General features: G+C 65.7%; 14 protein-coding genes and 2 pseudogenes. 7 read left to right on the top strand and 9 right to left on the bottom strand.

Annotated features, from left to right (window positions below; genetic code table 11):
• The first annotated feature begins 107 nt into the window (after positions 1-107).
• Positions 108-704, top strand: a complete 597-nt coding sequence (locus GTV32_RS18865; RefSeq protein WP_343287388.1) for a TetR/AcrR family transcriptional regulator — start codon at positions 108-110, stop codon at positions 702-704.
• A gap of 15 nt (positions 705-719) precedes the next feature.
• Here the strand turns inward: GTV32_RS18865 and GTV32_RS18870 are convergent.
• The 4 genes and pseudogenes from GTV32_RS18870 to GTV32_RS23640 all read right to left on the bottom strand — a co-directional run.
• Positions 720-1577 (bottom strand): annotated as a pseudogene (locus GTV32_RS18870) (alpha/beta hydrolase).
• A 163-nt stretch (positions 1578-1740) separates the two neighbouring features.
• Complete coding sequence (locus tag GTV32_RS18880; RefSeq protein WP_237421589.1) at positions 1741-2580, bottom strand: short-chain dehydrogenase/reductase; 840 nt, start codon at positions 2578-2580, stop codon at positions 1741-1743.
• A complete protein-coding gene (locus tag GTV32_RS18885) occupies positions 2580-3659 on the bottom strand; it encodes an NAD(P)/FAD-dependent oxidoreductase (protein ID WP_343287389.1) in 1080 nt (359 codons plus the stop codon). The genes GTV32_RS18880 and GTV32_RS18885 overlap by 1 nt, the downstream gene beginning before the upstream one ends.
• Positions 3660-3670: 11 nt before the next feature.
• A pseudogene (locus GTV32_RS23640) lies at positions 3671-3997 on the bottom strand (NAD(P)-binding protein); the annotation flags it as partial.
• Here GTV32_RS23640 and GTV32_RS24150 point away from each other — a divergent pair.
• Positions 3887-4144 (top strand): hypothetical protein, encoded by a 258-nt coding sequence (locus tag GTV32_RS24150; RefSeq protein WP_343287469.1) that lies wholly within the window; start codon positions 3887-3889, stop codon positions 4142-4144. The pseudogene GTV32_RS23640 and the gene GTV32_RS24150 overlap by 111 nt on opposite strands.
• 64 nt (positions 4145-4208) lie before the next feature.
• Here GTV32_RS24150 and GTV32_RS18890 read toward each other — a convergent pair whose 3' ends face one another.
• Positions 4209-4952 (bottom strand): nuclear transport factor 2 family protein, encoded by a 744-nt coding sequence (locus GTV32_RS18890; protein WP_161061608.1) that lies wholly within the window; start codon positions 4950-4952, stop codon positions 4209-4211.
• A 90-nt stretch (positions 4953-5042) separates the two neighbouring features.
• On the opposite strand from GTV32_RS18890, the gene GTV32_RS18895 reads away from it, so the two are divergent.
• The 4 genes from GTV32_RS18895 to GTV32_RS18910 all read left to right on the top strand — a co-directional run bounded on the left by GTV32_RS18895 (position 5043) and on the right by GTV32_RS18910 (position 8639).
• Positions 5043-5735, top strand: coding sequence for a TetR/AcrR family transcriptional regulator (locus GTV32_RS18895; RefSeq protein ID WP_343287390.1), 693 nt, complete (start codon positions 5043-5045; stop codon positions 5733-5735).
• Between the two features lie 149 nt (positions 5736-5884).
• Complete coding sequence (locus GTV32_RS18900; protein WP_161061609.1) at positions 5885-6943, top strand: ABC transporter permease; 1059 nt, start codon at positions 5885-5887, stop codon at positions 6941-6943.
• A complete protein-coding gene (locus tag GTV32_RS18905; RefSeq protein ID WP_161061610.1) occupies positions 6940-7776 on the top strand; it encodes an ABC transporter ATP-binding protein in 837 nt (278 codons plus the stop codon). The genes GTV32_RS18900 and GTV32_RS18905 overlap by 4 nt, the downstream gene beginning before the upstream one ends.
• Positions 7773-8639 carry an ABC transporter ATP-binding protein gene (locus tag GTV32_RS18910; protein WP_161061611.1) on the top strand — a complete coding sequence of 289 codons (867 nt, stop codon included), beginning with the start codon at positions 7773-7775 and terminating at the stop codon, positions 8637-8639. The genes GTV32_RS18905 and GTV32_RS18910 overlap by 4 nt, the downstream gene beginning before the upstream one ends.
• Positions 8640-8679: 40 nt before the next feature.
• Here the strand turns inward: GTV32_RS18910 and GTV32_RS18915 are convergent, their stop codons facing one another.
• Entirely contained in the window at positions 8680-11055 is a 2376-nt protein-coding gene (locus GTV32_RS18915; RefSeq protein WP_161061612.1) for an MFS transporter, read from the bottom strand.
• 118 nt (positions 11056-11173) lie between these two features.
• Between GTV32_RS18915 and GTV32_RS18920 the strand changes: the two genes are divergently transcribed.
• Positions 11174-12004: an SDR family NAD(P)-dependent oxidoreductase gene (locus GTV32_RS18920; protein WP_161061613.1), complete on the top strand. Its 831-nt coding sequence runs from the start codon at positions 11174-11176 to the stop codon at positions 12002-12004.
• Between the two features lie 29 nt (positions 12005-12033).
• Here GTV32_RS18920 and GTV32_RS18925 read toward each other — a convergent pair whose 3' ends face one another.
• The 3 genes from GTV32_RS18925 to GTV32_RS18935 form a co-directional block, all read right to left on the bottom strand.
• The gene (locus tag GTV32_RS18925; protein ID WP_161061614.1) at positions 12034-12606 is read right to left on the bottom strand and encodes an AAA family ATPase; all 573 of its coding nucleotides are present in this window, start codon (positions 12604-12606) and stop codon (positions 12034-12036) included.
• Positions 12603-12989 carry a hypothetical protein gene (locus tag GTV32_RS18930; RefSeq protein WP_161061615.1) on the bottom strand — a complete coding sequence of 129 codons (387 nt, stop codon included), beginning with the start codon at positions 12987-12989 and terminating at the stop codon, positions 12603-12605. The genes GTV32_RS18925 and GTV32_RS18930 overlap by 4 nt, the downstream gene beginning before the upstream one ends.
• Positions 12990-13337: 348 nt before the next feature.
• Positions 13338-13904 (bottom strand): TetR/AcrR family transcriptional regulator, encoded by a 567-nt coding sequence (locus GTV32_RS18935; protein ID WP_161061616.1) that lies wholly within the window; start codon positions 13902-13904, stop codon positions 13338-13340.
• Positions 13905-13932 lie beyond the last annotated feature (28 nt).

The following is a 13932-nucleotide window of genomic DNA, read 5'->3' on the forward strand; positions in this document are numbered from 1 at the left end:
TGTAAAGTTGGCGCGCTGGTTGTGTCAAGCATCACACCTCCGCACTGCCCGACTGGACGCTAGCCGATCGGCTAGTACGGAGCGCACCCGACGTTAGGATGCGTAGTGTGAGCGCAGTCGATGTCCCAGATGTCAGCCATCCCGCCGACGCGCGGCAGAGGCTGCTTGACGTCGCCTTGGCCCTCATAGCCCGACACGGATTCGCCGGCACTTCGCTCCAGATGATCGCCGACGACCTCGGCGTCACGAAGGCGGCCATCTACTACCACTTTCGCACCCGAGATCAATTACTGATCGGGTTGGTGGAACCGATGCTGTACCAGATACGTCAATTCGTCGAGGAGGCGGAAAAGCGCCGTACTCCCCGTATGCAGATGAACGCCATGGTGGAGGGATATGCAGTCGCGGTCGCCAGGAACCGGTCGCTCGCAGCAGTCTTGGTCTTCGATCCGAGCGTCCACCGAGTGCTACAACACCAACCGACGTGGGGCAGCCTCATCGCCCGACAATTGAAGCTGCTCACGCAGCTCGACGATGGTCCCCGCGGAGTCATCAAGGCCACCGCGCTCATGACCGGACTCGCTGGGGCAGCGACGGGTGCCCCAGCGGAGACTGACGAGCAGTCGCTGACCGCCGAACTTTCCGAGATCGGCCGGCACATGATGGGGCTCCGACAACCGCGACAACCGCGGGGCGCAGCATGACAGGCACCTCGCGCTTCACGCAGAATGGCGTCGAGAAGAGCGATGAGGGTTCGAAAACCTCTTGGCTGCTGTATTTTTCGAGATGAAATCCGCTACGCTCCCGATAGCTTGCCTGCCCTCGGGGCTGCTGGGGATGACCGCCGGAAATGCGTGGATCATGTCCTGCCATAAGTGCAACTCGTGCTCCACGCCCGTCGTCGACAACCGATCGGCGAGCTGTTCGGAGTCGAGCCGGAGGAACTCGTCGTCGCACGCTGTCAACAATGTCGGCGGTAGCGCGCGAAGCTCATCGTGTGACAGATCGGCGACCGTTGGTACCGGGGCGTCGTGCACTCCACCCAGTCGGCAGATGGTCGCGAAGGCCGTGACGGGCAGGAGTCGCTCCGTGTTCGAGTTCTGGTGCGCGAGTTTGTCCGTCACGTCGAGTTCCAGCCACGGGCTGATGCCCACCACGGCGCCCGGCATCGGGAGGCCCATCTCGCGGCAGGCAAGGGCCACCGACATCGCGAGAAACCCACCGGCGGAATCACCGGCGACTGCAATGGTGTGGGGTTCGTGACCGCGTCGTAGCGCCCACCGATAGGCGAGGATGCAGTCCTGCACCGCGTCGATGATGCCGACGCCGGGAACGCGTCGATAACCGACCTAGACGACAGGGAGGTTGGTCGTGGTGGAAAGCGTTGCAGCAATGCGACGGTGGGTGTGCAATCCACCCGCGACGAATCCGCCTCCGTGGAAGTACAGCACGAGACCGCGGCCCGCGGCCTGTGCGTCCGGCGCGGGCGTCTCGAGTCCGCGAAGATGGCCGATTCTCACCGGGGTGGATCGAATAGATTTGCGCGGGCGGAGAATCCGCGCGCTCAGATCCACCATCTGACCCGCCGCGAGGGCCGCTGGTGTGATCGGAACACGGCGGAGGGTCGGCCGGACGAGATAGCGCACGATCCGATTCGTCACCACCGCCTGGGTGCTCCGAGGGCCGGAGTAGATGACCCTGGTCACGTCGGGGGCCGTTCATTCGCTCGTGAGATGGATGTCATCGATGTCGCGGATCGTCGACGGAGAGGATCAGACGCTGCATGGTTGCGGACCTGGCGAGAAACCGGTCCATGACGGGGTTGAGCATTCCGTGAACCCATTTCAGTTGTCGCCAACCGAACGGCGCGAACGAGTCCGCCGCCCGTGACGTCACGTTGTCGACGATCGTCTCGGCGGCGGTCTCCGCGGAGATCCGACGTCGTAACGGCCAGGGCAGCATCGCACCGATCTCTTGGCCGAGTTCGTCGGCGTCGAGCATCTCGTGGGTCATGTCGGTGTCGACGATCCCGAAATGCACGGTGCCGGAAGTCGCTCCGTGCGGAGCCAACTCGAGGCGCAGTGCGCGACCCAACTGTCCGACGGCGGACTTGCTGATCATGTACGGCGAGCCGCCGGCCCCGGGCGAAAAGGCGGCGCCCGACGAGACGATGACGACGTGGCCCTTGTTGGCGATGATCTGGTCCAATGCGGGCCGAACCGTGTTGTATACCCCGAACAGGTTCACCCCGATCACCCGATCGAAGTCGGCATCCTCCATCGCCCGCACGGTGGCAGGTGGGGGCGTGACACCCGCATTGGCGACGACCACGTCGATGGAACCGAAATGTGCGATGACAGCGGTCATCGCGTCCCGCATCGCGGCGCGGTCGCGCACATCCGCGGTGCAGGCGAATGTCGTGTCGCCGAGTCGCCGAGCGGCCGCTTCCACCTGGTCGCGGTCGACATCGATCAACGCGAGACGCGCACCGCGGTGCTGCAACTGTTCTGCGACCGCGAAACCTATTCCCTTGCCCGCGCCGGTGACGACGACCACCCGGCCGGTGACATCGAGCCGCATCAGGACCTCACCGCCATCGGATCGCGGGGATGTTCGGTCTCGAATGACTCGATGTCGAAGCGCTTGGTGCGGCGCGCATATTCGAAGCTCCATCCGGGATACAGGCCGGCGTTCTTGCCGTCGGCGGTGTGGTAGTAGCTGGTGGCGCAACCACCGGTGAGCCAGACCGTCTCGTCGCTCCGACGATTCATCTCGTCGACGAACGCTTCCTGGATCGACGGCCGCACCTCGACGCGAGTGGCGCCGTCGTTGCGGATTCGGCCGAGCGCGTCGACGATGTAACGGCACTGGGCCTCGATCATGTAGATCGCCGACTGATTCCCGACCGCGCCGAACGCCCCGAGGGTGGTGAAGAAGTTCGGATACCCGGCGGTCGCAGTGCCGAGATAGCTGCGGGGGCTCTCCGTGTACACGTCGGTGTACGGGCGTCCGTCGATTCCTATGACCCGTTCGAACACGGCAGGCGGAACGGTGAATCCGGTGCCGTACACGATTGCATCGACCGGGTAGCGGGTCCCGTCGGTCGTCTCGACACCCGTGGGGGTGATCTTTGCGATGCCCGTCGTCACCACGTCGACGTTGTCTCGTGTGAGTGCGGGCAGGTAGTCGTCGGAGAAGATCGCGCGTTTGCAGCCGATGATGTAATCCGGTGTCAGGCGGGCCCGTAGGCCCCGGTCACGGACCTGACGCCGCAGTTGGAACCGACCCAGTGCCTCGAACGGATAGCGGAATCGGTTGTTGACGAAACTGACCAGGCCGAAACTCTCGATGCCGAGGTAGTAGGCGCCGCGGAACAGTTTGCCCAGCAGTGGAATCCGACGGAGCAGTGAGCGCTCCTGCTCGGTCGTCTTCCGGTCCATCCGCGGGACGATCCATGGTGCGGACCGTTGGAACACCACCAGGCGGTCGACCTCCGGCTGTAGTTCGGGGATGAACTGCACCGCCGAGGCCCCGGTGCCGATGACGGCGACGCGTCGACCCGCGGGGTCGAACCCGTGATCCCAGTGCAGAGAATGGAAGGCCGGACCGGCAAAACTGTCTCGCCCGGGGATGTCGGGATACCTGGCCTCGCCGTACACCCCGCAGCGGTGATCAGGAAGCGCGTGGTGATCGTTCCGCGGTTGGTCTCGATCTCCCAGTGACGTCCGTCCTCGTCCCACTTCGCGTGGAGCAGTTCCGTGCCGTAGGTGATGTGGTCGGTCACCTTGTGCCGTGTGGCGACGGTCCGGAGGTAATCGAGGATCTCGGGCTGCTGACCATACGTCCGGGACCAGTCGGGGTTCGGGGCGAACGAATAGCTGTAGAGGTGCGACGGTACGTCGCAGGCACACCCCGGGTAGGTGTTGTCGCGCCACGTGCCGCCGAGTTCGTCGGCACGTTCGAGGATGACGAAGTCGGTGATGCCCGCGTCGCGCAGGAATACGCCGAGTGCGATCCCTCCGAATCCGGCGCCGATGATCACCGTTTGATGGTCGGGTTCACGAATTGGGTCGGGCATCGCATCCTCGTCGTCGAGATGGTGGGGCACAGTCGCGGCGTCGGTCGCCGTGGCCAGTTCCGATGAGCCCCGCCGGGCGCCGTCGCGGCCCGGACATGAGGTGGCCGGAGCGGCCGATGGGTCGTCGTGGTCAGCGGCGGAGGCGCTGACCCATTCGTCGGGTGATGGCCGGCACCTTGGAGGCGGCCATGAGGGTGCGGAACTGCCAGCTGTCGTCGCGCGGGAGGATGCCCGCGCGCTGGACGCCGTCGAGGAAGTCGTACAGGGTCTCGCCCTCCTCCATCAGTCCCTCGGCGTTGAAGTGGTAGCGGTCGACCGCGGGGGCCTGGATGAACCGTCCGTTGCCGTAGATCGTCGGTGCTGTCTCGTCGTAGGGATGCAGTCGCAACGGGCCGGTCCAGTGACCACTGCCCATGTACCGGATCACCGTTCGCACGGTCCCCTCCGGCGTGACGTCGATGTAGACCTGGTCGGGGAGAGGGTCGTAGCGCCAGTCCGGGATGGCGTCGAAGAAGGCGAAGTTGTACGTCACGAAGTCGTCGATACCCACGATGGTTCGGCCGAAGGTTGTCACGTCGGTGTACTTGATGTCCGGCGCGTACAGCTCCTCGTTGACGCTCATGTCACGGACGAGGAAGCTCCACCAGTACTTCTTGGCCCATGTCATCACCCACGAGAAGTCGGTGCCGTGCGCGTTGCTGAGATAGTCGAGCTTCTTGGCGAAGGTCTCGAACCACTCGCGCGTCGTCGCCTGGAGTTCCTCCTCCGGGATTGCCCGGATGGGAACGGCGCGATTGGACTCGAGGTACTCGGGTACCGGTTTGGACAGCCGCGGCCTGGCGAGCGCTTCCTGGAATTCTTCCTCGTTGAACATCCCGTTGCCTCCTGATTCACCGTTGTGTGGCGTGTGTCGGACGGTGAACACGCGCCTGCGTGAATCACATGATTCATCTGGAATCAGGTGATGTCAACCTTGCCGGGGGACGGGTTGCCGACCCTTGCGCCCTGCGTCGCGTGGTGCAAGATCGACTCCATGAACTCGTCGAAGGTGTGGGGCGGCCGAACGCTGCACGATCGTTCGTCTGATCGTCGTGAGCTCCTGTTGGCGGCTGCCGCGGACCTGTTGGGGACCGGTGGCGCCGCCGCCGTGACGATGCGTGCCGTGGTACGTGAGGCCGGGATCAGCCCGCGGTACTTCTACGAGAGTTTCGATTCGCGGGAGACCCTGCTGGTGGCGGTCTATGACCGCGTGGAGGCCGACTTGCTCGATCGGCTCACCGCGGTGGACATCAGCCGAGGTCTCCGCGATGTGGTGCGGTCGGCCTTCGAGGTGTTGCGCGACTTCTTCCAGGAAGACCCGCGACGAGCGCGGATCCTGTTGCGTGAGCCGCTCGCCGACGATGTCCTGCGCGCTCACAGCGCGTCGCGGATCCCGATGTTCACCCGTGCGATCGTGCCGATGCTCGCTCCGGACACGGGGCTCGACGCCGCGGATGTCGACGAGGACGGTGACTGGGCGGTCCGTTCGACAGCGTTGTCGGGTGCATTGGTGGCGATGTATCTCGAGTACACCGACGGGCACTTCGCCGTCGGCCCGGAGCGGATCGTCGACATCGCGGTGGACGTTGTCTTCGCGTTCACCGGGCTCGGGTCCTGACGGTCACCACGGGTGATTCGCTGAAACTCTGGCTGCAGATTCGGATTCTGGCCGCAGGTTCAGCTCCAAGCCGGAACACGATACTGCGGCCAGAGCCCGCGTCAGGCAATCTCACGTCGACCGCGGCTCCAGAGATCTAGCATCGACACATGCGAGCCATGATCATCAAGGAGTTCCGCGAACTTCGGCGCGATCGGCGCACTCTGGCCATGTTGATCGTGCTACCTCTGTTGCTGTTGATCATCTTCGGTTATGCGGCAAACTTTTACGTGTCGTCGGTTCCGGCGGCGGTCGTGGGGCCGTCGGCGCAGCAAGTCGCCGCGGCGTTGCCGGATTACTTCGACGTCACCGTCACCGAGGTCGCGGACGGCGCGGATCAGGCTCGTGATCTGTTGCGGGAGAACAAGGTCGATGTGGCGTTCGTGACCGGGGCCCCGGGCGCACAGGCCTCGGCACTCGTCGACGGATCGAATCTGTTCGCCGCCCAGTCGACCGTCTCGATCTTGAACAAGATGGGCAATGCGGTTCGCACGGATGTGCTGTTCAACCCTGATCTGAAGACGTCGTGGGTGATGGTCCCGGCGATCATCGGCCTGATCCTGACGTTCATCGGAACCATCATCACCAGCATCGGACTCGTCCGCGAACGTGAGGCGGGAACCCTGGAGCAACTGGCCGTCATGCCCATCGCGCCCAGTCAGGTGATCCTCGGCAAGATCGTGCCGTATTTCGTCCTCGCCGCCATCGACATGATCGTGGTCACGACGCTCGGCATGCTGTTGTTCGGGGTGCCGTTCAACGGCAATGTGCTGGTCTTCGCGCTCGGCGCGGCGATCTTCTTGTTCGTGGTGCTCGGTCTCGGGGTGCTGATCTCGACGATCTCACAGACGACCGGACAGGCCATCCAAACGGCGTTCATGTTCCTCATGCCCCAGATCCTGTTGTCGGGCATGATCTTCCCGCTCGACGCCATGGCTGCGGGGGTGCGATGGATCGGTTACCTGCTGCCGTTGACCTACTTCACGATGATCTCGCAGGGAGTGATGCTGCGCGATGCGCCGATCTCGTCATTGTGGGTGCCGTTGGTGATCTTGACCGTGATGGCGGTTGTCGTGTTCACCGGTGCCACCATGCGGTTCCGCCGTGATCTCGCACCCACTGTGTCCGACGGGTCGGAGACCGAGGCGACGACGGCGGAACCCGCATGATCGCCTCCGCGCGGTCGGTGACCGTGCGTTTCGGTGGCGTCACAGCACTCGAGGACGTGAGCGTCGATGTACCGGCCGGCCAGGTGGTCGCTCTCGTCGGTGGTGACGGCGCGGGGAAGTCGACGCTGTTGCGCACGTTCGCGCGGGAGGTCGCGCCCGATTCGGGAACCGTGACCGCTCCGGGCAAACACGCAATCGGATTCCTGTCGGCCGGGCCCGGGAGCTGGGCCGCGCTCACCGTCCGGCAGAACCTGGATTTCGTCGGGGAGGCCTATGGTCTTGCCGGACAGGAGCTGCGCCGCAGGCGGGAGGAGTTGATCGGACGCGCCGGATTGAAGGTCGCCGCCGACCGACCGGCGAGTGCCTTGTCCGGTGGGATGCGGCGCAAGCTCGGGGTGGCGATGGCGATGCTGCATCGACCGCAGCTGCTGCTCCTCGACGAGCCGAGTACCGGAGTCGATCCGGTGAGTCGGATCGACCTGTGGCGCATGGTGTCCGAGGCGGCCGCAGCCGGCGCCGCGGTGCTGATGTCGACGACGTATCTCGACGAGGCCGAGCGGGCGGGGTACCTCGTCGTGCTGGACGACGGTCGCCCGCTCGTGAGCGGTTCATACGACGAGGTGCAGGCCGGTTTCCGTGGCACCATCACCGTTTCCGAGACGCCGGTGCGTCCCCATTGGTCGTGGCGACGGGGGCGCACCCGGCACGAGTACTGGCCCGACGGAGACGCCGGCCCCGACCTGGACCGCCGACGGCCCGACCTCGAGGACATCGTGATCGCGCTGTCGCTTCAGCGTGAGTCCGAGGCGAACTCCACGGTCGGTGCCCGATGACCCAGAACGTGATCCGTGCCCGCGCGGTGACCCGTCGTTTCGGCGACTTCACGGCCGTCGACGATGTGTCCATGTCTGTCGAGCCGGGTGAGGTCGTCGGGCTGCTGGGTGCGAACGGCGCAGGCAAGACCACCCTGATCCGCATGCTGCTGGGTCTGCTCCGTACCTCCGAGGGGAGCGTCGAATTGCTCGGTGGCGCACCGAACCGCGCTCGTCGGGCCCACCTCGGTTATGTTCCACAGAATCTCGGCCTCTACCGCGATCTGACCGTGCGGCAGAACTTGTCATTCAGCGCCGAGGCATACGGAGCGCCGGTGCCTGATCTTCCGGAGCAACTCGTCGCCGTCGGCGACACTCTCGTCGGCGAGTTGGCGCTCGGTGCACAACGCCAGACGGCCTTCGTGGTCGCGCTGGCCCATCAGCCCACGGTGCTCGTCCTCGACGAGCCGACTTCGGGGGTCGATGCGCTCTCGCGGGCACGGTTGTGGGACACCATCCGCGAACAGGCCGACTCGGGTGTGGGTGTGTTGGTGACCACCCATTACATGGAAGAGGCTCAGCAGTGTGATCGGTTGCTGCTCATGGCGAGTGGCGCGCTCGTGGGGGAGGGCAGCGAAGTCGACATCGTCGGCGACACTCGCGCTTTCGCCGTCCGGACCGACGATTGGGCACAGGCGTTCGCAACTCTCAACGATGCAGACATCCCGGTGATCCTCGCAGGGCGATCGATTCGCGTGCCCGACACCGATCCGACGACGATCCGCACGGTGCTGAGCGAGTCGGGGATCACCGCCGACATCAGCCCGGTGCGGGCGACCATCGAAGAGCGCATGCTCGTACTCGCCCGCAGACCCTCCGGATAGTCTGCCGGGGCACCAGCGAACGAGTGGTGCCCCCCGGCCGTCACGGCAAGGCCCGATCCTTACCGAAGCCCAACCCGATGTCGACGGTGTTTCGTTGCCCGGCAACCACATTGACCTGGATCGCGGCGGGCTCGTACATACTCGCCACCACCGTGAACAGGCCTTCGGTGAGTCCTTCCATACGATAGCGGCCCTCGGCGTCGGTGGTCACCGACGCGACGATCGTCTGATCGGGGCCGATCGCCGAGACGGTCGCGCCCTCGAGGGGGGAACCGTCGATCGTCCGGACCGAACCCTGCATGCCGCTGGTGGCGATCAGCAGGATCTCGACAGGTTCCGTGGTCCGTCCGGCGCCGTCGACGGTGACCAGTTGACTGGCCGGCTGGTAGCCCGGTGCCGATGCGGTCACCGCGACGGTGTCGCCCGCCGACAGCCCGCTGATCGTGAAGTACCCGTCGGAATCGGCGTGGGCCTGTTTCACCACGGCACCGGACTGATCGGTGACGACGAGGTTGGCCGACACCGGGTGTTGGCCGTCGCGCACTCGTCCTCGCAGAACGGAGCCGCCGACCAGGGTGAAGTCGCGGCGGAAGACCGTGTCACCGACCACGGAGACCGTCATGGCCTTGGGGGAGCGGCCCGGCGCGGTGGCGATGAGGGTGTACGTGCCGTCGGCGATGCCGTGAACGGTGTAGGCGCCGTCGGCATGCACCGCGCTCGTGCCGGCCTGGTGGCCGCGGGTGTCGGTGACGGTGATCGCGGCGGTGTCGAGGGGCGCGCCGTCGTCGGCGATGACGTGCCCGGTGATACGTGGCCGCCCGTCGTGTGACCGGTCGTCATCGGCGAAGGTGGCTCGATGACGAGCGCCGTCCGTGGCGGGCGCATCGACCGCTTCCGGCGCTGCCGGTGCGGTGTTCGCCGGTGTGGCCGGTGGGGTCTTCTCGCCGCCACCTGCCGTGGCACGGCGATGCTTGATCGGGATGAACAACGTGATCGCGACCCCGACGAACGCCGCGATGGCGCCGATCAGGAAGCACCACCGGAACGCCGTGTGGCTCGGCACGTGCGCGGGCCCATAGGCGACCGTCGAGCTGGTGAGCACCAATGCCATCACGGCCGACGCGCTTGTGGTACCGACGGAACGCATCAGGCCGTTGAGTCCGACCGCTGCGCCTGCCTCGGTCATCGGCACCGCACCCATGATCAGGGTCGGCATCGCGGCGTAGCCGATACCGACGCCCGCGGAGCAGATCACCGACGCGAGGGCCAGCTGCCACGGGGCGTTCATCAGCAAGAAGGCGGCGAGGTAGCCCAGGCCGAGGACGGTGGCCCCGATCGCCAGGGTGAACTTGGAACCGATCCGGTTGATGAGCGTGCCGGAGACGGGCGCGAACACCAACATCATCAGGCCGCCCGGCGCCATCCAGAGGCCGGCAGCGAGCAGTGTCTGTCCCAGGCCACCCATGGCCTCCGGGATCTCGAGCAGCTGGGGCACCACGATGGCCTGCGCCATCATGCCGAAGCCGATCGCGATGGCCGCGATGTTGGTGAGCAACACCGCGGGGCGGGCCGTGGTGCGCAGATCGACCAGGGGATCGGAGTGGCGCAGCTCGAACACGCCCCAGATGATCAGCACCGCGAGCCCGCCGAACATCAAGCCGAGGGTGGTGCCGGAGCCCCAGCCCCAGTCGTTGCCCTTGGAGACGGCAATCAACACACCGCACAGACCGATCGTCAGACCGATGGCTCCGGCGATGTCGAAATGTCCACCGCCGGTTCCGTCCTCGACATGAGGCACCAGGAACGCGACGAGAACGGTGACCACAGTGGCGAGTCCGGCAGACACCCAGAACAGTGCGTGCCAATCCCATTGCTGCGCCACCCAGGCGGCCAGCGGCAACCCGACGCCGCCGCCGACGCCCATGGTGGCGCTCATCGCGGAGACCGCCATCGATGTCAGGCGCGGCGGCGTCACCTCGCGCATGAGGCTGATGCCCAGTGGGATGAACCCCATGGCGAGACCCTGGACGGCCCGTCCGACGATCATCGGGATCAACCCGGAACTCAGGGCGCACACCAGCGAGCCGACGATCAGCAGGACGGCACTCGCGAGGATGATGCGCTTCTTGCCGAAGATGTCGCCGAGGCGACCTGCGATCGGCATGGCGACCGCCGCGGCGAGCAGCGTCGCGGTGACGACCCACGATGCGTTCGAGATGTTCGTGTCGAGCAGCCGCGGGAGTTCCGGCTGAATCGGGATGATCAGCGTCTGCATGAGCGCGGCGACGAGACCGCCGAAACACAGTACGGCGACCACCGCCATGGCGGCACCGGCGTGATTGTCGTCGGTCAGTTCGCTGTCCACCGGCACGGTGTCGTTCGTGGCCGGGGCGTTGCCCGTGGGCGTAGTGGTCATAAGTGTGCACCCTCCTTGGGTTATGTACCCTACATATGTATGGTGCATATGCCAACTCCGTTCGAGCGCAACGTATCGTCGACGTGGTCATCGGCAACTCGATCGAAGGACTCAACTCGTGAGCAACCAACGGACCATCGTGATCACCGGAGCCAGTGACGGGATCGGAGCTGTCGCCGCGCGCGAACTCGCCGGGCCCGACGTCGACCTCGTCATCGTTGGGCGTTCGGTCGAGAAGACCGAGGCCGTTGCCGCCGAGACCGGCGCCACCGCACTGACTGCCGACTTCGCGAAGCTCGACGACGTCCGGCGTCTCGCCGAGGAGATCCGGGGGCGGGTGGGCACGATCGACGTGCTGCTCAACAATGCCGGCGGCACCTTCGACCCGAAGAAGCGAACCGCCGATGGGCATGAACCGAACTTCCAGATCAACCATCTCGGCGGCTTCCTGCTCACGAATCTGCTGCACGACAAGCTCGCCGCGGATGGTGGGGCGCTGGTGGTGAACACCGCCAGCATCGGCAACCTCGCGGGCAAGGTGGACCTGGATGATCTGGATTTCCAGCGGCGCCGGGCGCTCGAGATGCGCTGCTACGGAACGAGCAAGCTGGAGAACATCCTCTTCACCCGCGGCATCGCGGATCGATGGAAGGGTGACGGCATCGTCTCCGTCGCGGTGCATCCCGGTCCGGTCGCGACCAGCTTCGGGCGGGATTCGTTCTTCGTGGGACTGCTCTACCGGACGCCGCTCAAGAAGGTCGCGACCATCACGCCGGAGAAGGGGGCCGAACCGCTGATCGAACTGGCGAACCGTGGCGCCGATCCGGAGATCAACGGGGTGTACTTCAGCCGTCACAAGGCCAACGGCCCGCAGAACCCGCAGGCGCACAGACAAGAACTCATCGACGGGCTGTGGCAGGCGTCGGAGCGGTTGGTCGGGATCGGGTAGCGACCCGGCTCGTCACCCGATGACCGCACTCAGCCCGGGTTCCGCAGTTCGGTCGGTGCCCAGTCCGGCCATCTGGTGGCACCGGCGAGCACTCCCGCGGTGAACTCCGCGACGATCGTGGGCGCCGGACCGGTTGCGGTCTCGTAGATCGTCGCCTCGTCCGCGTGACCGACTGCCCGGGCCGCCAGTGGCCACAGTCGCCGGTAGCGGGCACGGATCTTCTGTTCGGGTACCGAATGCCCGCCTGCCGCCTGTCGGTGACCGACGCGCAAGACGGCAAGGGATTCGGGTACGAGGAGGACGTGCACCACGACGAAGTACCCGGCCTCGTGCGCGCGCTCGATCAGCGCGAGTTTGGATTCGTGCGAGAAGACGGTCTCGGCGATGAACGAACGCCCACCGGCGATCAGTCGGTCGCGTGTGTCCGCGGCAATTCGTGCGGCGTCATAGGAGCGTGCCTCGGGTTCGTCGGGCCAGCGCTGCCGTGCGATCAGGTCCGCGTTGACGAAGACGCTCGTCGGCAGCAGCTGGGCGAGTGTCAACTCGACGAACGTCGACTTGCCCGCGCCGTTCGGGCCGATCACCAGATCCAGGCGTCTCACCCGGCGTCGAGTACGTGAGTCGTTCCGTCCGAACGATATTCGACGATGCGGCCGTCCTCATCGATGGACACGGTGGTGACGCCCCGCGCCGTGAGCTCTCGGCGGTAGTCCGCCGAGGCGAGCTCTTCGCTCACCCGGGCCCGGATCTGGGCGTTGAATGCGCGGCCCTCGTCGGGGGAGAGTTCGGTGGTCGGCACGGTGCCCGCCAAAGCGTCCTGCACACGTTTCACGGACGCGGACTCGTGGGTGGTCAGTGCTCGTCCGACGCGCGCCCAGTACTCGAGTTGCTGACGGCCGGTTCGCTGTTGGCGACGGCCTTCGGCGATCGCGCTGTCGACGAGGTCGGCATCGACACGGGTGACCTTGTCTGCGGCTCTGGTCATGGAAAGCCCATCTGTAGCAGGGTGCAACGCCACTGTAGCACCCTGCTACAGATCAGGCGAGTGGTCGACGCGATCGCGGGTGCGCGGGCACGGTGTGAAACTGCCGGCGCGGCATCGACGCGATGAATCGGCTTGCGTGGGCTCTCTATTCGCCTGTGCTAGCAGACCCGCGAACACAACGCGGATCGTCTACCGCCATGCCGAGGAGGTGGGCTCCCAGGACGTCCGATTCCCTCGCGGCGGCGCAATGTCTACGTCATCCGGTGGTCGGACAGCGCGATCTCGACTTCGAAGGTGTGGAGTTCTGGGCCGCGAGCCAAGAACAGGCCGACACCGAGGATCACGCCGTCAATCGAGGATGAGCGTGAGTTGGTGCCGGAGTACCGAATCCAGAGCCTCCTGAGGATAGGCACCGGTCGTGCTCGAAGCGTGTAGAGCGAGCCCATCGACCATGGCGAGGAGTGCGGTGGCGCGGACGCCGGGTGCGTCGACTCCGCGTGCGCTCAGGGCATCACACAGGGCCGCGCGGATGCGGGCCAGGGTTCTTTCCTGGATGGCGGCCAGACTCTCGGCTCTGGTTGCGAGGGCTGAGAACTCGATCATCACCTGAGCCTCTGCCCGCCGTCGGGAATCGATCGGGAGAAGCTCCATCAGCACGTCTTCCAGCGCCCCGTCATCGGCGTGGCCGACCGCGTCGATTCGTTGGGTAACGCGATCGACAAGCGCTGTAAATGCCGAGATGTAGAGCGCATCCTTCGTCGGAAAGTGATGCTGCACTGCGCCGATGGACACGCCGAGGTGGGCTGCCACGTTCCGGATCGTGGCGTTGGTCAGTCCGTGCTCGGCGGCCACCGCGAGCACGGCATTGTCGAGGTCGGATGCGGTCAGCGGTGCGCGTCGTCGGGGTGAGGTCACTGGACAACCATACGTCCGTATGGAACCA

Source organism: Gordonia sp. SID5947 (assembly GCF_009862785.1).
In the GTDB taxonomy this organism is placed as follows: domain Bacteria; phylum Actinomycetota; class Actinomycetes; order Mycobacteriales; family Mycobacteriaceae; genus Gordonia.